This is a genomic window from Nocardia sputi, from assembly GCF_023501985.1.
In genome coordinates this window covers 121,078-139,923 of record NZ_JAMFLC010000014.1, presented here as the reverse complement: position 1 = coordinate 139,923, position 18,846 = coordinate 121,078, and the positions used below count along the sequence as shown (strand labels likewise).

The window sequence follows — 18,846 nt, the reverse complement described above, 5'->3', positions numbered from 1 at the left end:
CCGTCCTGATGGACCCGACGTTGCCGTCAGGTGCCACGAGGGCCGGGTACCGGCCCCCTCGTACTGAGTAGCTCAGTCACGGCCAGGACCTCCCGTACGAGCCACACCGCCGCGGCCCGCACACCCGACGCTACCTCCGATCCCCATGTCCGCGCTCAGGGACTGAAAGGCGTGTCCGTGAATTTGTCGTAAACCAGCACGTCGCGGGCACTCGACCCAGCAGGTCGAGCAACCCCGGAACATGGCTGTGCACCGGATCCTGTACGGCTGTCAGCAATGTGACCGGACCTTCGGCGGCCAGAGCGCGTAATTCCCGCAAATCTTGCTGAACCTCCAGCGCTGCCAGTTCGGCGCGGTATCGATGGGCGAATTGCGGGCCGCGCGCGTCCCGGTCGGCGTGGAACCAGCGCCGCAACTCGGTCGACGGGGCGAGCGCCTCGGGCCAGCGATCGACCCGCGGCACGGCTTCGGTGACATCCTTCGGCCCGAGCCGATCGACCGGCATCCGGGTGCCGTCGTCCGGGTCGGATCGTCAGATACGTTTCACCCCGGAGGCCGGGCGGTGGTTGCGATGGCATGGCAGTTGTCGCAGCACGGCCTTCGAGCGGCTCCGGGTTTCGCCACACGGTCGCTGTGGCCCGATTCGACGGATAGAGTCGCTGGTATGTCCGGTAACGAGGATTTGGAGAAGCTGTCGTCGAAGGAGTTGCACGACCGGGCGATGAAGCTGGCCGTGCGACGCGGTGACGTGAAGTTCCTGTGGCGGCTGCTCACGTCGATCCCGGCCGCGGAAGCCGCCGCGGGCAATGTCGGCGAGAGCGAGGCGGACATCAAGTACGTGCTGCCCATGCTCGACGACTACGTCCACGCCGGCGACGGCGCGGTCGCCGAGGTGTTGCGGCCGGTCTACCTCGACTACTTGGTCCAGCACTCCTGACACCGGGTCAGCCGCGGGTCAGTGCGGCGCGCCAGAGGCCGACGGCCGTGCCGCGCAGGAAGTTCTCCCAGCTGAAGTGGTCGTGCCACAGGATGATTCGGCCGTCGCGCAGTTCGAACGTGCCCGTCACCCAGAAGCCGACGCGCACCGGCCCGAAGCGCAGGTAGTCGGTGCGGTCGGTGAGCACGATGTCGCCGTCGGCGGCGATGTGGTGCAGATCCACCCCGAAGCCGAGCCAGTCACGGCGCAGGCCGCGCAGCACGCCACCCACCCGGCGGACGCCCGTGACATCGGGCAGCGAGGTGTTCTTCCAGACGATGTCCGGGTGCAGCAGGTCGATCGCCTCCTCGGCGGCGCCCAGCTCCAGCGCGGCGAAGAACTCCCGCACGGTGGTGATCGAGTCCTGTTTCAGGTCGAGTTCGTCGCTCATGGTCCGAGCGTAGGCCGCGCCGGTCACCGGCGGCTCGCGATGAGCACGGCCAGTCCGTCGAGAATTCGCCCGATGCCGAATCGCAGCGCGCCCTCCCCGCCCGCGACCACGCCCTGCTCGGCGAACGCGGCGGCGGCGGCCGGGTAACGATCGGCCGCGGCGGCCATCATCTCGGCGAACTGCCCTGCGATCTGTTTCTCGAACGCGTCGGCGTCCATCACTCGCTGCTGCTGCGCGAGGCTGCGGGCGTGGCCGATGAGCAGGACGATGGTGTCCAGGCGTTCCGCGGTGGTGAGCCCGGTTCCGGCGAGCGCGGCGAGCGCGGATTCCATCCAGGCCATTTCGTTCGGGCCGACCGGCCGCGCGCCCACCGACACCTCCAGCGACCAGGGGTGGGCACGGAGACGTTCGTAGATCGTCTCGCACCACTCGCCGAGCAGGTCGCGCCACGCGTCCTGCGGCGCCTCCGCGCCCGCGCTCATCTCCGGGGGCGCGCCGAGCGCCGTGTCCAGCATCAGCGCGACCAGTTCGGCCTTGCCCGGCACGTAGCGGTACAGCGACATCTTCGTGAAGCCCAGACGCTCGGCCAGCCGCTGCATGGACAGGCTCGCCAGCCCTTCGGCGTCGGCCAGCGCTATGGCCTCCCCGACGATCCGCTCCAGCGACAGCGCGGGTTTCGGACCGCGCTTAGGGCGCTGACCGGTCCCCCAGAGCAGTTCGAGTGCGGTTGGTGTCGGCATGCCCGAGATCCTTCCGGAAAAACGTCTTGCCGCGTAACTGTGTCTACCATACGCTAATCTGCGTCCATCGGATACAGTTTCCGATGGACGCAGATTTCGGGACAGGAGACCCCATGCGCAACACCACCGTTCTCGTCTCCGGCGCGAGCATCGCCGGACCGTCGCTGGCCTACTGGCTGTACCGTTACGGCTTCGCGGTCACGGTGGTCGAGCGCGCCCCGGCGCTGCGGCCCGGCGGTCAGGCCGTCGATTTCAAGGGCAGTACACACCGCACCGTGCTGACGCGGATGGGCATCCTCGACGACGTCGAGCGGCGCAGGACCGGCACCACCGACATGGTCTTCGTCGACGAGCAGGGCTCACGACTGGCGGTCCTGTCGGGAGACTTCACCGGCGGCGACGTCGAGATCCTGCGCGGAGACCTCTCCGAGATCATCTACCGCCGCACCGCCGACCGCTGCGAATACCTGTTCGGCGATTCGATCACCGCCCTCACCGAGACCGCCACCGGCGTGCACGTCGAATTCGAGCGCGCGCCCGCCCGCACCTTCGACCTCGTCTTCGGCGCCGACGGCATCCATTCGCGGGTACGCAGGCTGGCTTTCGGGCCCGAGCGGGACTTCGTGAAACACCTGGGCTACTACTACGCCGTCGCGGGTGCGAGCCCGTGGAGCGGCGAGGCGACAGGCCCTCGCGAACGGGCGGTCGCCCACGCCCACAACGCTCCCGGACGACTCGCGATCAGCGGCGGCCCGAAGGCACAGCAGATGTACATGTTCGCCTCCCCCGTGCTCGACTACGCCAGGGACGACAGCGCGGCCCAGCGACGTATCCTCGCGCGGACCTACGTCGGGATCGGGTGGGAAGTGCCGCGGATGCTCGCCGACATGACCGAATTCGATGATGTCTACCTGGATTCGCTCGGTCAGGTCCGCATGGCCGACGGTTACACCAAGGGGCGGGTCGCCTTGGTCGGCGACTCCGCGTACGGCAACACGCTCGGCGGATTCGGCACCGGACTCGCCGTGGTCGGCGCGTACGTCATCGCGGGGGAATTGGCCTGCGCCGACGGCGATCACACCGTGGCCTTCGCCCGCTACGACGAGATCATGAAGCGCTACGCGAAGATCGCGGGCAACAGCAACGCCGGTCGTTTCCTGGCGCCGAAAACCGCGCGTGGCATCAGGATGCGGAACCGGTTCCTCGGTTCCCGGCTGTTCACGCTGATGATGAAATACGGTGACAACGCAGCGAACGACATCGATTTGAAGGACTACCCCGCCCTGCTCGGGGCGGCGGGCGCGCGCTGACCGTCCGTCAGCAGCCTTGACAGGGAATCGGATTCGTCGCACCCACGCGCGTTTCGGCACAACAGCCCAGCTCGCGACGGTTATGCCGGCGGCGACGAGTGGCGCGACGGGGCGCACCCGCGAGGTCGGCTGTGTTTCGATGGAACCGGAGCGAGATGTGGCGCGTCTATAAGGTCAGACGGCACTGACGGAAGGGGCGACGATGGCGGACAGCCCGTTTCCCGGGCACATCGAGGCTGCGAAGACCGGGGCATTGCAGGTGCGGATGGACCCGCAGGGGTTCGTGGAGATCGACCAGGCGTGCCAGGAGTTGATCGACCAGCTCACCGGCGCCCGCGCGGACGCTCGCGATCTCGGCGAGAAGACGCAGTGGGGGTTGGGCGAGGACAATCCACGCCTTTCGTCGGCGGTAGAACTGGTCCGGTTGTTCCGGGAGAAAGCCTTCGGCGGCCCGAACAACGCCTACGACACGTTGAGCGACTACATCACCGTCGCCGAGGAAATACGAGCCATGTTCAAGGCCATCAGCGACACCTACCAGCGCACCGACGCCGAGTTCGCGGCCAAGATGCGGGAACTCCGCGTATGACCGGCAGTGCGCACGTAAGCGGTTGGCTGAAAGCGAGTCTCGTAGCCGTCGCGATGCTGGCGGTACTGGTCACCGGATGCGGTGCCGAGACTGCACCGACACGATCCGCGACAGCTACGGCACGACCGGATGCCACCGGCTCCGGACCGAACTCGGCTGCGGGACCAGCGACGACATTCGATCCCTGTAATGCCCTCACAGCACAGTTTTTGGCCGAACACCAGTGGGACGCGCTGCCACCCGCACCGAAGCAGAACAGCACGGGCGGAATCAGTTGGAAGGGCTGCCGGTATGTCGCGCGCGCTGGATACAGCTTCACGATCCAGACGACCAACGGGACGCTCGATCAGGTGAAAGAGAAATTCCCTGCGGCCACGGGTATCCCGGTCGGCAGTCGGGATGCGCTGCGGTACGAAGCTCGTCCCGACGTTCCGGGTGGCTGCACGGTCAATGTGGAGTTGTACAACGGCTCGCTGTACATCCTCGTCGATGATCCGAGCGGCAAGCACCCACGCAAACTATCGCCGTGTGACAACGCCACCGATATCGCCCGAGCAGTCGCACCGCTGCTGCCCGCGGGCAGCTGAACACCGGGGGAAGCGAGCATGAGACAGACCGACGGCCGCGCGATCACCGATCCGGAGAACGCGCAGAGTTTCTCGCACGCGGAGATCAAGCAGGCGGCCGACACGATGAATCCGGCCGCGCTCGACAGTGCGTTCGCCGCGTGGTCGGCCATCGCCGCGGCGGTCACGAACGCGGGGCAGCAGTTCGAGAACGCGATCAAGAAGGCGGTGGAACACCACTGGGAGGGCGCGGCTGCCGACAGTGCGGTCCGCGGCATGCGGGAGTACGCGGCGCGGGTCGGTGAATTCGGCGAGGCGTTGAGCGCGCAGAGTGTGCCGCTGTCGTCGGCGGCGGACGCGGCGGCCAAGTTCAAGGTGTCGGTGCCCGATCTGGTGGATTCGTCGGGTGGCCCGGCCGATCCGGAACAACGCAACACGCGGGAAGAGCAGGCCCGCGACGAGATGAACACCCAGTACATCCAGCCGTACGGGGCCACGGCGCCCGCCATCCCCACGCTGCCGCCTCCGGTCAGCCCCGCCGCCACCACACCGACGGATGTCGAGACCGGCACCGGCACGGCGGTGGGCACGAACGTCGGTTCGCAGCCGGTGGGCGACACCCGGCCCACCGACACGTCCTCCTCCGGCGGCGAGCCCGCTTCCGCGGACACCCCCTCCCCCAGCGGCGTGGAGGAGGACGGCGTGCCCGACGATCGGACGGCGTCGACGGAGGCCACTCCGGAAACGACGACGGCGCAGGCTGTCTCGCAGTCCCAGGACGCGACCACCACCACTCCGGCATCCACCACGAGGACGCCGACATCGACCCCGGTCGCGCCGTTCGCGTCCACCACGCCGCTGCCGACCGCACCCGCCGCCGTCACGGCGACGTCGTTCGATGGCAGGCCGAACGGCACACCGACCAGGCCCGGCATGCCCGGTGCGGCCGGAACTCCGAGCGCCGCGGGCAGTGAAGCGGGATCGGGCACGTCACGGCCCGCCCAACCCACCGCCCTGGCGGCGGCGAACGCGCCCTCCACCACGCCGGGACGCCCTGGCACGCCGGGCGCCCCGGGCTATTCGGGGATGATCCCGCCGGGGCTGCGCGGTAGGCGCACGGACGACGACGAGCACAAGTCGCCGAAGTATCTGCGCACCGAAGAGCACGCGAAAGAGTTGCTCGGCGAGGTGAAACCGACCGTGCCGCCCGCGCTGGGGGAGAAATGACGGCGCAGTGGTCACTGTCGGCCGAGCAGTTCGCCGCGGCATGGTTCGGGACCGGCCTCGACCGGATGCCCTTCCCGTTCCGGTTCACCAGCCGGTTCCCCGGCCTGCGCGAGTACCAGGCGTATCAGCGGCAGTTCCGTGCCGAGCTGGGACGTGACGAACGGCTGCCGCTGCGCAGCGCGATCACCACGCTGGCCGGCCCCGACTGGCGTATCGAACTGTTCGGCTACGACAACACGCGCGAAGGCGTCGAACTGCGCGCCGTCGCCTGCGGCACGCGCACCGGCTCGGGTGTGCTCGCCGTGCAATCGCCTGCGCCGGACGGCGGGCGGATCAAGTTGCGCCGCTGCCGAATCGACCAGCTCGCCACCGAACTGGTGCGACTGCTGCCGGACACCCCGGCCGGAACGGTCGGTGAGAAGAGCTTCCTGCTCGATGATCTCAACGACGATCGCACCGACTTGTTCGGCAACGCGCCCGCCAGCCAGGCCAAAGAACGCTATCGGCGTTTCTGGCGGCAGAAGTGCACCACCCGCGGTACCGCTGCCGTGCTGCTCGGTCCGCGCAACGCCGAACCGATGCGCACCGGCCGCCTACGCTGGATCGACACGCCCGACGGCCGTTACTGCGAGGTGCCCGCCAACCGCGCTCTGATGATCCGCCCCGGTACCAGCGCCGATATCGCTCGCTACTTGGACGAATCGATCGTGCGGGCCAAAGCGCGCATGGACCGGTAGTTCCGGATCGCCGCGTCTGCTCGTAGGTTGAGGCAATTGCGGTTCCTGCTTCGCACCTTCGACGAGCAGCTCGGAGGCGCGAAGCAGGTCGCGTGGTCAGCCGAGCAGACGCCAGTCCTCCAGGCCGTCGTACAGCGGAATGTCCCTGGCCAGCTTGCTCACCCGGGCGCGCAGCGAGTCCAGGTCGGCGTTACCGGCCAACGCGCCGGCGATGATGTCGGCGACCTCGGTGAATTCGGTGTCGCCGAAGCCGCGGGTGGCCAGGGCGGCGGTACCGATGCGCAGGCCGGAGGTGACCATCGGGGGACGCGGGTCGAACGGGACGGCGTTGCGGTTGACCGTGATGCCGATCTCGTGCAGCAGGTCCTCGCCCTGCTGGCCGTCGAGTTCGGAGTTGCGCAGGTCGACCAGCACCAAGTGCACGTCGGTGCCGCCGGTGAGCACACTGACGCCCTTGTCCTTGACGTCGGCGGCGGTGAGCCGCTCGGCCAGGATCTTCGCGCCGGACAGGGTGCGCTCCTGGCGGTTCTTGAACTCCTCGCCCGCGGCGATCTTGAAGGCGACGGCCTTGGCGGCGATGGCGTGCATGAGCGGCCCGCCCTGCTGGCCGGGGAAGACCGCGCTGTTCAGCTTCTTGGCGTACTCCTGCTTGGCCAGGATCAGGCCGGAGCGCGGACCGCCGAGGGTCTTGTGCACGGTCGAGGACACCACGTCGGCGTACGGCACCGGCGAGGGGTGCAGACCGGCGGCGACCAGACCGGCGAAGTGGGCCATGTCCACCCACAGGTAGGCGCCGACCTCGTCGGCGATCGAGCGGAAGGCCGCGAAGTCCTGATGGCGCGGGTAGGCCGACCAGCCCGCCACGATCACCTTCGGACGCGCCTGCAAGGCGATCTCGCGCACCTCGTCCATGTCGACGCGGTGGTCTTCCTTGCTCACGCCGTAGGAGTGCACTTCGTAGAGCTTGCCGGAGAAGTTCAGGCGCATGCCGTGGGTGAGGTGACCGCCGTGCGCGAGGTCGAGGCCGAGCAGCTTGTCGCCCGGGTTCATCAACGACATCAGCACCGCGGCGTTCGCCTGCGCGCCGGAATGCGGCTGCACGTTGGCGAACTCCGCGCCGAACAGCTCCTTGGCACGGTCGCGCGCCAAGGTCTCCACCACGTCGACGTGCTCGCAGCCGCCGTAGTAGCGCCGCCCCGGGTAGCCCTCGGCGTATTTGTTGGTGAGCACGCTGCCCTGCGCCTGCAGCACCGCGCGCGGCACGAAGTTCTCGGAGGCGATCATCTCGAGCGTGTCGCGTTCGCGGGCGAGCTCGCCTGCCATCGCGGCAGCGAGCTCCGGATCGAGCTCACCGAGAGACTGGGAATTGACAGAGGCGGTCGTCTGCGTCACGGCCTCAGTCTATGGGCCGGGAGGCCCGCCCTCGAGCAGGGGGTTCATCCCGCTCGGTCACCATGGGCGCTTCGTGCCGCCCGTCGTGACGCGCGACACGCCCGCGAGGCACGGTCGGACGCTCAGCGGGACGCGCCGTCCTCGGGGAGGTAGCTCTCCAACAGCACCGTGAGATGTCGCTGCGCGTCTTCCAGGGGCCGAGTGGACTTCATGGCGCGCGCCTGGACGATGGCGCCCTCCATCGCGCTCAACGCGAAGCTGCCGAACGAGCGCGCTTCCTCGGCCGACATCCCCGCGGCGACGAGCGCCGCGCCGAGCCGGTCGTGCCAGGCGCCGAAGACCTCGCCCGCGGCGGCCTGCACCCGGGGCTCGGACTCGGCCAGCGCCGCCCCGAGGACCGGGCACCCGGCGCGATAGCCGGTCTTCTCCAGCGCGGTGACCCACCAGCCGAGCAGCGCATCGAACCAGCCCCGGGGCGGCGCGGCGGTGACCTTGTCGATCACCTCACCGATCCGGGCGCCCGCCACCCGGGTGGCGGTCTCGACCAACTCGCTCTTGCCCGCCGGGAAGTGCTGGTAGAGCGAGTTGCGCGAAACGTTCCCGCGTTCGAGCAGAGTGGCCAGTCCGGCGGCGTGCACGCCCTGCTCCCGCACCAGTTCGATGGTGCTTTCGATCAGCCTGGTGCGCGGCCCTGCGGTCATGCGAGCTCCTTGCCCACGGTTGCGTGAACCGATCGGTCCATGCTCCAATCATCTCAGATGTGGACCGATCGGTTCATCGAAAGGATGGGATTGATGTCCGAAGCCACGGTCGACCTGGCTCAGCTGTCCGGTCTCGAACTGCTGCGCACCGCCATGACCAGGGCGGATCGCCCGCCCTTCATCGGGGACATGCTCGGCATGGAGGTCGATGAACTCGAGCACGGCAAGGTGGTTTTCGCGCTGCGCACCCGGCCCGACTTCGCCAACCCGCTCGGCACCACGCACGGCGGCATCTGCGCCACCTTGCTCGACTCGGTGATGGGCTGCGCGGTGCACACCACGCTGGAGCCGGGCGTCGGGTACACGACGCTGGAGCTGAAGATCAACTACATCCGGGCGGTGCCCACCGATGGGCAACGCCTCACCGCCACCGGCACCACGATCCACGTCGGGCGCACCACCGCGACCGCCGAGGGACGGGTGGTCGACGAGAAGGGCCGGTTGGTCGCGCACGCCACCACCACGTGCGTCATCTTCCGCGCGCAGCAGTGAATTGAGGAAGTACTGTCGCCGCCGACCCACACGTGCGGCCGCGGCAGGGCAGCCCTTGGCGCACCGGGGCGGCCGCGTTCGTGCCCGAGGACGACGCGATGGCCCGCTCGCGCACCTTCGCGACAGGGCGCGTTGCCGCCACTGTCACCAAACGAATGAAAAAGCCACAGGGAGCGACCCGATCACGGCGTCCTTCACCTTCGCGGACCTGAGCCCGCGCACGAGGCCCGACCGCGCCCTCCGGAAGTGCGCCCGGACGGCGTGACCCTGATTCATGGGGCTCTACAAGCGGTAACGAGAAGTGGCCCGCCGACCGGTTTCCCTGGTGACAGTTCACGATCACCTGACGAAGGAACGAACATGGTCGGCTTGGTCTCGGTACCCAACTCCCCGGTCGAGGCGCTGCTGCGCACCCTCTCACTGCTGCTGTGCAGCATCTCCGCGGGCGGGCAGGGGTGCGCGGTGATCCAGTAGGGCGTGCCGCACCCGGCTGCCGTCGCGCTCACGCCGCGGCGCGCACCGCGCCCGGCGTCAGCGGCTCGTCGAGCAGCCTGCGGAATCGATCCGCCCGATCGTCGGCGTCGGCCGCGCGATCGAGCCATCCGCCCAGCAGTCGATACCCCTCGACATAGGTCGAGATGTACGCCCGCCACAGCGGCGAGGACAGGAATCGCAGCGACTGGCGCGCCCGCTCCGGCGTCGTGAGGCTCCAGGTCTGCAAGAACTCCGCCACCTCGTCGTGGGTGCGCCCTCGGTCGTGCAGCAGCAGCGCGGCGTCCTGCCGCACGCCCAGCAACTTGGCCGAGGCGTTCGAAAGCCGTTCGGCTCGTTCGCCGTCGAAGCGCAATCCGAGATCCGCGTAGATCTCCTGCGCCCACTTGCCCCATCCCGGCCCGACGATCGAACGCAGCGCCAGATCGGCGAGCCCCTCGGCCATCAGGCACTGCGGCGTGTTCACCAGGAACAGCGTCTGCTCGGCCTGCCCGGCGGCGACCAGCCCGGCCTCCTTACGGCAGTGCTCGGTGTGATGGCCCGGATAGGACTCGTGCGCGATCAGCTGCGGCAGGTGCGCCATGTGCTGCTTCAGGTCGGAGTTGATCGCGACCCTGGAGTGGTAGTTGCCCAGGTAATAGTTGAAGCCGGACCAGGGCTTGTCCCCGACGACCTCATAGGTGACGTGTTCGTGGTCGGGCAGCGGGTAGCGGGCGCGCACCAGCTCGCGCAGCGCGCTGGAGAACGCCTCCACGCAGACCGGCAGGCGCTCCGGCGGGATCTCGTCGGCCTTGCGATGCGCGGCCATCCGTTCGGCCAGCGGACCGTCCCCGGCGAGCACCTCGTCCATCTGCCGGTGCGCGTCGCGGTAGTCGTCCACGTCGCCGGGCGCGATGTCGACGTCGAAATAGGCGCGGACCTCCTCGACGAAGCCGATGTCGTCTCCGGCGAACTTCCGTCCGGAACACTCCAGTGCTCGCAGGTGCACGTCGAGGAATTCCGCGCGCTGCGACGCCAACCCGGCCTCCGGCACCGCGGCGCGCAACTCCGCGGCCCGACGAGCCAGCTCACGCGGCTGCGGCGCGGGCGCGTTCTCAACTTCCCGGCGCAGGGCCGGATCGCCGGTGTAGGCGTCGACGAACCCCTCCTCCAGCCGATCGAAGGCGAGGCCGAGCCGCAGGTATTCGGTCACGAGCGGATGCGCTTCCATGCCAGCCGACATTAGCGGCTCACACCTGCGTCATCGAGTCGGTTACCGACCGGTACCGGCACCCCGGTCATCCCACGATGTTGACGCGGAGCAGAATTCGGCTATGCGGCGACAGCTAGACCGAATCTCACCGGATCCGCACGGTAACTGTGCGTGTTTGCCGAAACGGAGTGTCGGGTAAGTGGCACGAATGAGCGAGCCGAGTCCATACGTGGAATTCGACCGGAAACAGTGGCGAACCCTGCGTAAGTCGACTCCTTTGGTGCTCACCGAGGAAGAACTGATCGGGCTGCGCGGCCTCGGGGAACAGATCGATCTCGAGGAAGTCGCGGAGGTCTATCTTCCGCTCGCTCGTCTCATCCATCTGCAAGTCGCCGCGCGCCAGCGACTGTTCGCCGCGACCGCTACCTTTCTCGGCGAAACCCACCCCGACCAGCAGGTACCATTCGTGATCGGCGTCGCGGGCAGCGTCGCGGTCGGCAAGTCCACCACCGCGCGCGTACTCCAGGCGCTGCTGGCCCGCTGGGATCATCACCCTCGGGTCGACCTCGTCACCACCGACGGATTTCTCTATCCCACCGCGGAACTCACCCGGCGCGGCATCATGCACCGCAAGGGTTTCCCGGAGAGTTACGACCGCCGCAAGCTGCTGCGATTCGTCACCGAGGTGAAATCCGGATCGGCCGAAGTCTGCGCCCCGGTGTATTCGCACATCTCCTACGACATCGTGCCGGGCAAGCTGCATTGCGTGCGCCAGCCCGACATTCTGATCGTGGAGGGCTTGAACGTGCTGCAGACCGGTCCACGGCTGATGGTGTCGGACCTGTTCGACTTCTCGATCTATGTCGACGCGCGCATCGAGGACATCGAGAAGTGGTACGTACAACGGTTTCTCACGCTGCGCAACACCGCCTTCGCCGATCCGAACGCGCATTTCCACCACTACTCCCGATTCACCGACGAGCAGGCGACCGCCACCGCGCAGGAGATCTGGAACAACACCAACCGCCCGAATCTGGTGGAGAACATTCTGCCCACCCGGCCGCGGGCGACCCTGGTGCTTCGCAAGGACGCCGATCACACCATCAACCGGTTGCGGCTGCGGAAATTGTGATTCCGCTTACAATTTCCACGCCTCATCGAGCCGCCGGGCCACATCGATATCACGAACCGCGGCTATGTGCGGTTTACGGATTTCGGTGGAGATATAGCGGGCGACGAAACGCCTGATCTCGTGATCGACGCCGGCGAGGGTGCGCAGCAGCTGCGCGCGCTTGGTGGCGGCGGCGACATCGACGCGCACGTCACCCGGCAGCGGCTCGGCGATATCGATCACCACGCGCAGGGGCGCGGCCGTACGCACCGTCAGGTGCAGGTGCACGGTTCCCTCGACGTGGAATCGGTGCCGGTCGAGCGCCAGGTCCAGCAGCAGGTCGATGTCCAGCGGGATGATCATCTCGAAACTGATCGTCTCGTCGTCGTGGCGGCGCAGCCGTGCCTGGCCGAGGTGGACCCGGGCGGTCACCTTGGCCAGCCGGGCCGGCCCGACCCCGATCGGCCCCAGATCGAAGGCGGTGCCGGTCAACTGGTCGAAACCGCCGGCGATGCGCTCCTCGGAGGCGGCGTACTCCAGGAAGCGCCTACCGAACTCCGCATAGCTGATCGAGTCGCCCGGCCCGTGCTGCACGGCTCCGGCGGCTCCGGCGGTCCGGTGGTCGAAGGAGCTCATGAGACCGCACGGTACGCGAGAAGGGCGACCGTTTAGCCCGATTCACCCTCCAAGATCGAATCAGACGCCGAAACGGCGATGGCGCGCGGCATAGTCGCGCAGCGCCCGCAGGAAATCCACCCGACGGAACTCCGGCCAGTACGCCTCGGTGAACCAGATCTCCGAGTATGCGCTCTGCCACAGCAGGAACCCGGACAGCCGCTGCTCGCCGGAGGTGCGAATAACCAGGTCGGGGTCCGGCTGACCGGAGGTGTAGAGGTGCTGGCCGATCGCGTTCACCGTGATCGACTGGACCAGGTCCTCGCCCGTTTCGCCCGCGGCGATCTCTTGGCGGACCAGCGAGCGCACCGCGTCGGTGATCTCCTGTCTGCCGCCGTAGCCGACCGCGACGTTGACGTGCACACCGTTGCGGCCGTCGGTGCGCTCGGCCGCGGTGCGCAGCCGCTTGGCGATCAACTCGGGGAAGCCCTCGAGCGAGCCGACGATGCGCACACTCCAGTCCTGTTCCGGCGCCGACAGCTCCTCGACCACGTCGGTGATCACCTCGAACAGCGTCTCCAGTTCGTCCGGATCGCGCTGCAGGTTCTCGGTGGACAGCAGGTAGACGGTCACCATCTCGATGCCCGCGGCCGCGCACCAGCCGACCAGCTCGGCGATCTTCAGCGCGCCGACCCGATGGCCGTGGCTGACATCGGTGAAACCGTTCTCCCGGGCCCACCGGCGATTGCCGTCACACATCACCGCGACGTGCCGGGGATGCTCTTTGCCGGCCAGCTGCCTGGACAGCCGGGCCTCGTAGATGCGATACGGCAGACCCCGCACCTGACTCGGAAGTTCCACGCGGGCAACCCTACGCCTCGGTGACACGATCCCGGCATCGACCGCGATACGCCGGTACAGTGGCCATAAGCTCGCAAGTTACGGTTGCGTAGGTTACTGGCAGGTTCAGTGGGTGGCCGCCTCATCGTCACCCGGCCCGGCGCGGGGCCACGCACCGACGTCGTCCGGTCGCACCCATCAGGAGGTACTCGTGTCCGAATCCGTCGGCTCCGCCGACACGGCACCGGTCACACCGGCCCCAGGTTCCGCGGGCGAAGCGCTCGCCGAGGCGCTGGTCAAACCGCGTATGCGGGGCTGGATCCACACCTGGGCGGTGGCCGTCGCCGCGATCGCGGCCGTCGTGCTGATCGCCCACTCCGCCACGGTGTCGGCGACCGCGGGTTGGTCGACGCTGGTCTACGGGCTCACCGTGTGCGGGCTGTTCGGCATCAGCGCGATCTACCACCGGGTGACCTGGCCGACCGTTCGCGCCCGCATCCGGATGAAGCGAGCGGACCACTCGATGATCTTCCTGTTCATCGCGGGCAGCTATACCCCCTTCGCCCTGCTCGGCCTGCCCGGAAGTACGGGGCAGACGCTGCTGGCCGTTGTGTGGGCGGGGGCGTTGGCCGGTGTGGCGCTGAAACTGCTGTGGCCGACCGCGCCCCGCTGGGTCGGCGTTCCGTTGTATCTGCTGCTGGGCTGGGCCATCGTGCCGGTGGCCGGGCAGCTGAACAACCAGATCGGCATCGCGCCGCTGATCCTGCTGCTGATCGGAGGTCTGATCTACAGCGGCGGAGCGATCCTCTACGCCACCAAATGGCCGAACCCGTGGCCGGCCGTCTTCGGCCACCACGAGTTCTTCCACGCGGCCACGGTGCTCGCGGCACTGACCCACTACGCGGCGGTCTGGCTCGTCGTCTTGCGCTGAGCGCATAGAGTCGAGGGGAGGTCGGACGAGAGGGGCGGCGCGCGCGATGGGATGGCATGCGCTCGGATCGGGGCCGGATAGTGAGCCGCCGAGGGCGCCTGTGGACGGCGGTGCGGATCGGTCACCCGACCAGCCGGGCGAGACCACCGGGAAACCGCCTGTGCCGAGTGTCCTGGTTCTATGCTGCTCGTTCGTGTTCTTCGTCGCCGCCTTGCGCGGCATCGCCCTGCCACGTCCGGCAGCCGCGCGGAGTCTGCCGCGCTCGGTGCCTGCGCTCGGCGTCGGCGCGCGTCGTCCATCGGGGTCGCGAACCTCATGATCTCCAAGCTCGTCGTCTGGGCGCTCAAAGCACGGGCAGGTCTGGCCGTGTTGGTCACCACGGCGAATCTCTGTGGCCTCGCGGTGATCGTCACCCAGCTCGCGCTCAACGGCTTTCTGGGCAGGTTGGGCACGGATTGGCCGCGGGCGCTCGCCTTCGTCGGCATCTACCCGGCGGTGGGGTTCCTGGCCGGCATCGTGCTCGCGGTGCGCGACCGGAAGGTGTACTTCGGCTGGCTCGATGACGCGCGCAAGCCGACCGAGGCGGAGGCGCGACGCCTGCTGCACCTGCCCGTCGTGATCAGCGTGCGCGCGCTCGCGCTGTGGATCCCCGGCGTGATCGTGGCGACCGCCGTCTTCGCGCATCTGAGCCCGGACAACGACCCCGGCGTGACAGCGGCGCTGTTCACGATCGGCGCCTTCGAGTCGGCGGCGGTCACCTTCTTGATCGTGGACCGGTTGATCCGGCCCACCATTCCGGTGGTGGCCAGGGTGCTCGGCTGGACGATGCACTGGAGTTCCTCGGTGCTGGTGCGGGTCGTGCTGACCTGGGCGGTGGCGGCGGCGCTTCCGCTGCTCATGCTGATCGTCGTACTGGCCGACCCGGCCGCGGCCGCACCCGACCGGGTTCGCACCGGGATCTACCTCTCCGCGGTCGGCATCGGCGTCGGCGCACTGGCCACCGCCTTCCTCGCCCGCTCCGTCGCCGCGCCGATGCGCACACTGCGCCGCGCGCTGGATCGCATCGCCCAAGGCGACCTCGGCGCCCGGGTGCCGATCGGCAGCACCAGCGAGATCGGCAGGCTGGAGCATTCGGTCAACGAGCTGGCCGCGAACCTGCGCGAGCGGGAGCGGATGCGGGAAGTGTTCGGCAGGCATGTCGGGACGGAGGTCGCCGAGCGCGCGCTCGCCCGCGGAGCGGACCTCACCGGTGACGTGCGTGAGGTGGCGGCGCTGTTCGTCGACGTGACCGGCTCGGTGGAGTTGTCCACCGGGCTGCCGCCGCAGGAGTTCGTGGACAAGCTCAACCGATTGCTCGCGATCGTCGTCGCCGCGACCGAGGAGAACAACGGCCTGGTCAACAAGTTCGAGGGCGACGCGGCGCTGTGCGTCTTCGGAGCGCCGATCGCTTTGCGCGACAACGCGACCCCGGCCCTGCGGGCGGCGCGCCGCATCCGGGACGAGGTCATCGCCACGGGCGAGCTCGACATCGGGATCGGCGTGGCGCGCGGACCGGTCTTCGCGGGCGACGTCGGTTCCGACACCCGGCTCGAGTTCACGGTCATCGGCGACGCCGTCAACGAGGCGGCTCGGCTCACCACGGCGGCCAAGGAAGTGCCGCGGCGCGTGCTGGTGAGCCAAGCGGTGATCGACGCGGCCGCCGAACACGAACGCGCGCAATGGACCTTCTACGACACCATCGTGCTGCGCGGCATGAAAGAGCCGACGACCTGCTGGACCGACATCGACACCTCCGACGCCCACCCCGACCCCGCCGCGAACGGCACCGATCAGCTCGACAGCGGCGACCTGCCGCCCGACACCAACCCGGTGATCGAAATTCACACTGCCGCACCGGCGCCCGACACCGAGATCGATGCCCGACCTCGGCGCTGACGGCTCCGACAGCGGTAGCCGCACGGCTGCTGCGACGACGCGGCGGTCATCGCGCGACCGGTAGGCGTCCGGCCGGTCGACCGCGGTCGACGGGAAGCCCGACCGCGACAGACCCGCCCGTCTCCGCTAGTTCCGCTGCAGAGCCGTGCGGAGCTGGTCCGCGGTGGAGACCGGAAGGTCGCAGACGGAGCCGCGGCAGACGTAGGCCGCGGCGGCATTGCCGACCAAAGGCCGGTCCGCCAGAAGGGGGACGGCGTTCGGGGCGGCGGCGAGGACGACCGCGCCGCCGGGGGCAGCCTGCCGTGCCGTGGCGAGCAATTCGGTCGGGCGGGAGACCGACTCGGTGGCGATGGCGACCTGGAGCGGACCGCGCAAGGCCGCCTCGGCGACCGCGAGCCACTGTCCCGCCGATCGGGGCGCGCGTGCCAGCACGATCGCGCCGCGTTCGAGGGTCAGGTCGGCGAGTTCCCGGTAGCGGGCGGCCCGTTCGGGGTCGCTCGTAGCCGCCGCGGTGAGCAGGGCTTCGGCGAGCGCGGAGGTGCCCGCGGGGGTCGCGCCGTCGATCGGGTCGCGCGGACGGGTGACGAGGGTTTCGGCGTCGTCGGCGGTGTCGAACCAGCTGCCCGGCCGGTCCGGATCGGCGAAGTGCTCGATCCCGGTGTCCAGCAGGCGCTGGGCGTCTTCCAGCCAGCCGAGTTCACCGGTGACCTGGTGCAGCGCGAGCAGTCCGGTGACCAGCCAGGCGTGATCCTCCAGTATCGCGGGCGCGGCGCCGGCGACGCCGCCGAGCGAGGCGCGGCGCAGCCGTCCGTCCACCACGTGTTCGGCCAGCAGGAAGCGGGCGCACCGAATGGCCGCGGCGGTCCACTCCGGCTCGTCCAGCGCGGCCGCGGCCTCGGCCAGCGCGGTGATCGCCATGCCGTTCCAGGCGGACACCACTTTGTCGTCCCGGTCCGGCTGCGGTCGGCGGTCGCGGGCGGCGATCAACGCCGCTCGCACGCGTTCCAGGCGCGCACCTTCCTCGGCAGTGGTGGGCTCGGTGTACCTGGTCAGCACCGAGGTGCCCTGCTCGAAGTTCCCGGCGGTGCTGACGCCGAAGAATTCGGCCGCCCAGCCCCCGTCGATCGAACCGAGCGCGCCGGCCAGTTCCGCGGGCGTCCAGACGTACGTCGCGCCTTCTACACCGGGTTTGCCGGGTTCCAGATGAGTGTCGGCGTCCAAAGCCGATGCGAAGCCGCCCTGTGCGGTCCCCAGGTCGTCGAGCAGGAATCGTACGGTTTCCCGGGTGACCCGCTCCGACAACGATTCCGGGAGCACCGATGTGGTGCGCCGGGCCAAGTGCGCGTAGGCCCGCAGCAGCTGCGCGTTGTCGTACAACATCTTCTCGAAATGCGGCACCACCCACGCGGCGTCGACCGAATACCGCGCGAAGCCCCCGCGCAGCTGGTCGTAGATGCCGCCGCGCGCCATCGCCTCCGCGGTTCGGGAGACCACGTCGAACACCGCCGGGTCACCGGTCCGCTCCCAGTGCCGCAACAGGCCCTCCAGCAGCGCCGACGGCGGGAATTTGGGGGCGCCGCCGAACCCGCCGTGCTCGTGGTCCTCATCGCGCAGCACCGCGGCGACGGCATGGGCGAGCAGCTCCGGCGTGATCGTCAGATCCGTGTCGGGCAGGCCCGCCGTCTGCTCGCGCAGCGCCGCCGACACTTGCGCGGACGCCTGGTTCACCTCGTCACGCCGGGTGCGCCAGGTCTCGGTGATCGCGGTGAGCAACTGTGTGAACGACGGCATACCGCCGCGCGGAAGCTTCGGGTAGTAGGTGCCGCAGTAGAACGGTTCGCCGTCCGGGGTCAGGAAGCAGGTCATCGGCCAGCCGCCCTGACCCGTCATCGCCACCGTGGCGTTCATGTAGACCGCGTCCAGGTCGGGCCGCTCCTCCCGGTCGACCTTCACGCAGACGAAGTGCGCGTTCATCTGCTCGGCGGTGGCCGCGTCCTCGAACGACTCGTGCGCCATCACGTGGCACCAGTGACAGGACGCGTATCCGACCGAGAGCAGGATGGGCACGTCCCGTTCACGCGCTTCGGCCAGTGCCTCGGCATCCCACTCCCGCCAGTGCACCGGATTGCCCGCATGCTGGCGCAGGTACGGAGACGTCGCCTTTCCGAGCCTGTTCATGGCTCCACCGTACGGCCCTTCCTCGCGCCACGCGGGCAGCACGGGCCGGGGTCTCGACTCCGAAAGCCGCCGAGGCCGCGGGAGAGGACTTCGTCGCGCCGACGCTGAGGGCCGGTCGAGCCCGACGCACACCGCCGCCGCGGGAACAGTGGCGGTGGAATGCTGATCCGTACGCCGGAGTTGGTCACGGCCGAGATGGCGACCCGCGCGGCGTTCGAGGCTCACCGATTCAGATTTCCCCGGGCCAGCGGTTCGAGACGATCCCGTCCGAACACGGATGGGTGTGCCGTCCGAATCCACCCAGGAGGCGATCGACCAGGAGCGGCAGATAGGTCTGGCCGTTCACCATCTTCGTCACCACCGACGAGTCC

Annotated in this window: 18 protein-coding genes and 1 pseudogene; 10 read left to right on the top strand and 9 right to left on the bottom strand. The window is 68.9% G+C overall.

Annotation, left to right across the window (positions count from 1 at the left end; translation table 11 throughout):
• Window positions 1-130: 130 nt before the first annotated feature.
• Window positions 131-514: pseudogene (locus tag M8859_RS37670) on the bottom strand (DUF488 domain-containing protein); the annotation flags it as partial.
• A gap of 150 nt (window positions 515-664) precedes the next feature.
• On the opposite strand from M8859_RS37670, the gene M8859_RS19005 reads away from it, so the two are divergent.
• Window positions 665-937, top strand: coding sequence for a hypothetical protein (locus M8859_RS19005; protein WP_159927611.1), 273 nt, complete (start codon window positions 665-667; stop codon window positions 935-937).
• A gap of 7 nt (window positions 938-944) precedes the next feature.
• Here the strand turns inward: M8859_RS19005 and M8859_RS19000 are convergent, their stop codons facing one another.
• Both M8859_RS19000 and M8859_RS18995 read right to left on the bottom strand, forming a co-directional pair.
• Window positions 945-1,367, bottom strand: a complete 423-nt coding sequence (locus tag M8859_RS19000) for a limonene-1,2-epoxide hydrolase family protein (RefSeq protein ID WP_195070975.1) — start codon at window positions 1,365-1,367, stop codon at window positions 945-947.
• 23 nt (window positions 1,368-1,390) lie between these two features.
• Window positions 1,391-2,107 (bottom strand): TetR/AcrR family transcriptional regulator, encoded by a 717-nt coding sequence (locus tag M8859_RS18995; protein ID WP_159927615.1) that lies wholly within the window; start codon window positions 2,105-2,107, stop codon window positions 1,391-1,393.
• A 113-nt stretch (window positions 2,108-2,220) separates the two neighbouring features.
• Here M8859_RS18995 and M8859_RS18990 point away from each other — a divergent pair, with 113 nt between their 5' ends.
• The 5 genes from M8859_RS18990 (at window position 2,221) to M8859_RS18970 (ending at window position 6,536) form a co-directional block, all read left to right on the top strand.
• Window positions 2,221-3,417 carry an FAD-dependent monooxygenase gene (locus tag M8859_RS18990; RefSeq protein ID WP_195070974.1) on the top strand — a complete coding sequence of 399 codons (1,197 nt, stop codon included), beginning with the start codon at window positions 2,221-2,223 and terminating at the stop codon, window positions 3,415-3,417.
• A gap of 202 nt (window positions 3,418-3,619) precedes the next feature.
• Window positions 3,620-4,006, top strand: a complete 387-nt coding sequence (locus M8859_RS18985; RefSeq protein WP_159927619.1) for a hypothetical protein — start codon at window positions 3,620-3,622, stop codon at window positions 4,004-4,006.
• Complete coding sequence (locus M8859_RS18980) at window positions 4,003-4,593, top strand: DUF3558 domain-containing protein (RefSeq protein WP_308221211.1); 591 nt, start codon at window positions 4,003-4,005, stop codon at window positions 4,591-4,593. Before M8859_RS18985 ends, M8859_RS18980 begins: the two co-directional genes overlap by 4 nt.
• A gap of 18 nt (window positions 4,594-4,611) precedes the next feature.
• Window positions 4,612-5,799 carry a hypothetical protein gene (locus M8859_RS18975; RefSeq protein WP_195070971.1) on the top strand — a complete coding sequence of 396 codons (1,188 nt, stop codon included), beginning with the start codon at window positions 4,612-4,614 and terminating at the stop codon, window positions 5,797-5,799.
• On the top strand, window positions 5,796-6,536 hold the full coding sequence (locus M8859_RS18970; protein ID WP_195070970.1) for an ESX secretion-associated protein EspG: 741 nt from the start codon (window positions 5,796-5,798) through the stop codon (window positions 6,534-6,536). The genes M8859_RS18975 and M8859_RS18970 overlap by 4 nt, the downstream gene beginning before the upstream one ends.
• Window positions 6,537-6,632: 96 nt before the next feature.
• Here the strand turns inward: M8859_RS18970 and glyA are convergent, their stop codons facing one another.
• A complete protein-coding gene (glyA, locus tag M8859_RS18965; RefSeq protein ID WP_159927625.1) occupies window positions 6,633-7,928 on the bottom strand; it encodes a serine hydroxymethyltransferase in 1,296 nt (431 codons plus the stop codon).
• Window positions 7,929-8,050: 122 nt separating this feature from the next.
• Window positions 8,051-8,629 (bottom strand): TetR/AcrR family transcriptional regulator, encoded by a 579-nt coding sequence (locus M8859_RS18960; protein WP_159927627.1) that lies wholly within the window; start codon window positions 8,627-8,629, stop codon window positions 8,051-8,053.
• Window positions 8,630-8,722: 93 nt separating this feature from the next.
• Between M8859_RS18960 and M8859_RS18955 the strand changes: the two genes are divergently transcribed.
• On the top strand, window positions 8,723-9,181 hold the full coding sequence (locus tag M8859_RS18955) for a PaaI family thioesterase (protein WP_321209833.1): 459 nt from the start codon (window positions 8,723-8,725) through the stop codon (window positions 9,179-9,181).
• Between the two features lie 502 nt (window positions 9,182-9,683).
• Here M8859_RS18955 and M8859_RS18950 read toward each other — a convergent pair.
• Window positions 9,684-10,883 carry a DUF885 domain-containing protein gene (locus M8859_RS18950; protein ID WP_159927629.1) on the bottom strand — a complete coding sequence of 400 codons (1,200 nt, stop codon included), beginning with the start codon at window positions 10,881-10,883 and terminating at the stop codon, window positions 9,684-9,686.
• 181 nt (window positions 10,884-11,064) lie between these two features.
• On the opposite strand from M8859_RS18950, the gene coaA reads away from it, so the two are divergent.
• Window positions 11,065-11,997 carry a type I pantothenate kinase gene (coaA, locus tag M8859_RS18945; protein ID WP_159927631.1) on the top strand — a complete coding sequence of 311 codons (933 nt, stop codon included), beginning with the start codon at window positions 11,065-11,067 and terminating at the stop codon, window positions 11,995-11,997.
• Window positions 11,998-12,003: 6 nt separating this feature from the next.
• On the opposite strand, the gene M8859_RS18940 is transcribed toward coaA, so the two are convergent.
• Both M8859_RS18940 and M8859_RS18935 read right to left on the bottom strand, forming a co-directional pair.
• A complete protein-coding gene (locus M8859_RS18940; RefSeq protein ID WP_249644618.1) occupies window positions 12,004-12,612 on the bottom strand; it encodes a hypothetical protein in 609 nt (202 codons plus the stop codon).
• A 60-nt stretch (window positions 12,613-12,672) separates the two neighbouring features.
• A complete protein-coding gene (locus M8859_RS18935) occupies window positions 12,673-13,452 on the bottom strand; it encodes an isoprenyl transferase (protein ID WP_159927633.1) in 780 nt (259 codons plus the stop codon).
• A gap of 112 nt (window positions 13,453-13,564) precedes the next feature.
• Between M8859_RS18935 and trhA the strand changes: the two genes are divergently transcribed.
• Together trhA and M8859_RS18925 are read left to right on the top strand one after the other, a co-directional pair.
• A complete protein-coding gene (gene trhA, locus M8859_RS18930) occupies window positions 13,565-14,362 on the top strand; it encodes a PAQR family membrane homeostasis protein TrhA (RefSeq protein ID WP_372492919.1) in 798 nt (265 codons plus the stop codon).
• 315 nt (window positions 14,363-14,677) lie between these two features.
• Complete coding sequence (locus M8859_RS18925) at window positions 14,678-16,297, top strand: adenylate/guanylate cyclase domain-containing protein (protein WP_159927635.1); 1,620 nt, start codon at window positions 14,678-14,680, stop codon at window positions 16,295-16,297.
• A gap of 126 nt (window positions 16,298-16,423) precedes the next feature.
• Here the strand turns inward: M8859_RS18925 and M8859_RS18920 are convergent, their stop codons facing one another.
• On the bottom strand, window positions 16,424-18,475 hold the full coding sequence (locus M8859_RS18920) for a thioredoxin domain-containing protein (protein ID WP_249644617.1): 2,052 nt from the start codon (window positions 18,473-18,475) through the stop codon (window positions 16,424-16,426).
• Window positions 18,476-18,846 lie beyond the last annotated feature (371 nt).

Excerpts from the sequence above, each read along its gene's own strand:
- M8859_RS18950 (WP_159927629.1), bottom strand. The coding sequence starts at position 10,883 with ATGGAAGCGCATCCGCTCGTGACCGAATACCTGCGGCTCGGCCTCGCC.
- M8859_RS18990 (WP_195070974.1), top strand. The coding sequence starts at position 2,221 with ATGCGCAACACCACCGTTCTCGTCTCCGGCGCGAGCATCGCCGGACCG.
- M8859_RS18955 (WP_321209833.1), top strand. The coding sequence starts at position 8,723 with ATGTCCGAAGCCACGGTCGACCTGGCTCAGCTGTCCGGTCTCGAACTG.
- M8859_RS18970 (WP_195070970.1), top strand. The coding sequence starts at position 5,796 with ATGACGGCGCAGTGGTCACTGTCGGCCGAGCAGTTCGCCGCGGCATGG.
- M8859_RS18920 (WP_249644617.1), bottom strand. The coding sequence starts at position 18,475 with ATGAACAGGCTCGGAAAGGCGACGTCTCCGTACCTGCGCCAGCATGCG.
- M8859_RS19005 (WP_159927611.1), top strand. The coding sequence starts at position 665 with ATGTCCGGTAACGAGGATTTGGAGAAGCTGTCGTCGAAGGAGTTGCAC.
- M8859_RS18985 (WP_159927619.1), top strand. The coding sequence starts at position 3,620 with ATGGCGGACAGCCCGTTTCCCGGGCACATCGAGGCTGCGAAGACCGGG.
- M8859_RS18995 (WP_159927615.1), bottom strand. The coding sequence starts at position 2,107 with ATGCCGACACCAACCGCACTCGAACTGCTCTGGGGGACCGGTCAGCGC.
- M8859_RS18960 (WP_159927627.1), bottom strand. The coding sequence starts at position 8,629 with ATGACCGCAGGGCCGCGCACCAGGCTGATCGAAAGCACCATCGAACTG.
- M8859_RS18980 (WP_308221211.1), top strand. The coding sequence starts at position 4,003 with ATGACCGGCAGTGCGCACGTAAGCGGTTGGCTGAAAGCGAGTCTCGTA.
- M8859_RS19000 (WP_195070975.1), bottom strand. The coding sequence starts at position 1,367 with ATGAGCGACGAACTCGACCTGAAACAGGACTCGATCACCACCGTGCGG.
- M8859_RS18975 (WP_195070971.1), top strand. The coding sequence starts at position 4,612 with ATGAGACAGACCGACGGCCGCGCGATCACCGATCCGGAGAACGCGCAG.
- M8859_RS18940 (WP_249644618.1), bottom strand. The coding sequence starts at position 12,612 with ATGAGCTCCTTCGACCACCGGACCGCCGGAGCCGCCGGAGCCGTGCAG.
- M8859_RS18925 (WP_159927635.1), top strand. The coding sequence starts at position 14,678 with ATGATCTCCAAGCTCGTCGTCTGGGCGCTCAAAGCACGGGCAGGTCTG.